The organism is Pantoea sp. GbtcB22 (genome assembly GCF_019091025.1).
Taxonomy (GTDB): domain Bacteria; phylum Pseudomonadota; class Gammaproteobacteria; order Enterobacterales; family Enterobacteriaceae; genus Pantoea; species Pantoea leporis.
In genome coordinates, this window is the sequence record NZ_JAGXKB010000912.1 from 1 (window position 1) to 234 (window position 234).

At 47.9% G+C, this 234-nt stretch carries 1 protein-coding gene; it reads right to left on the bottom strand.

The annotated features are described in order from the left end of the window. On the bottom strand, nt 1-234 hold a 234-nt coding region (locus KVT28_RS27030; RefSeq protein ID WP_217551413.1), incomplete at both ends, for a hypothetical protein.

The window sequence follows — 234 nt, forward strand, 5'->3', positions numbered from 1 at the left end:
ATTTACCTGTTCCATCAAGTGCGGACGATGATCAAAGTCCCAAGACCCTTCACTCCAAAGTAGTGCAAGCCTCAGTACATCTGAGACCTGAAGGTGTTGTTGTTGCTCCACCTGCGCTTGTGAGACTCGCTTTTCCGAAACTAAGGTTTTAGCGAGGGCGAAATCGTCGATGTTACCCCCAAGATAATGGAGATCCTCCGAAGTAATTAACTGGTCCTTGACGAGGTATTCGCT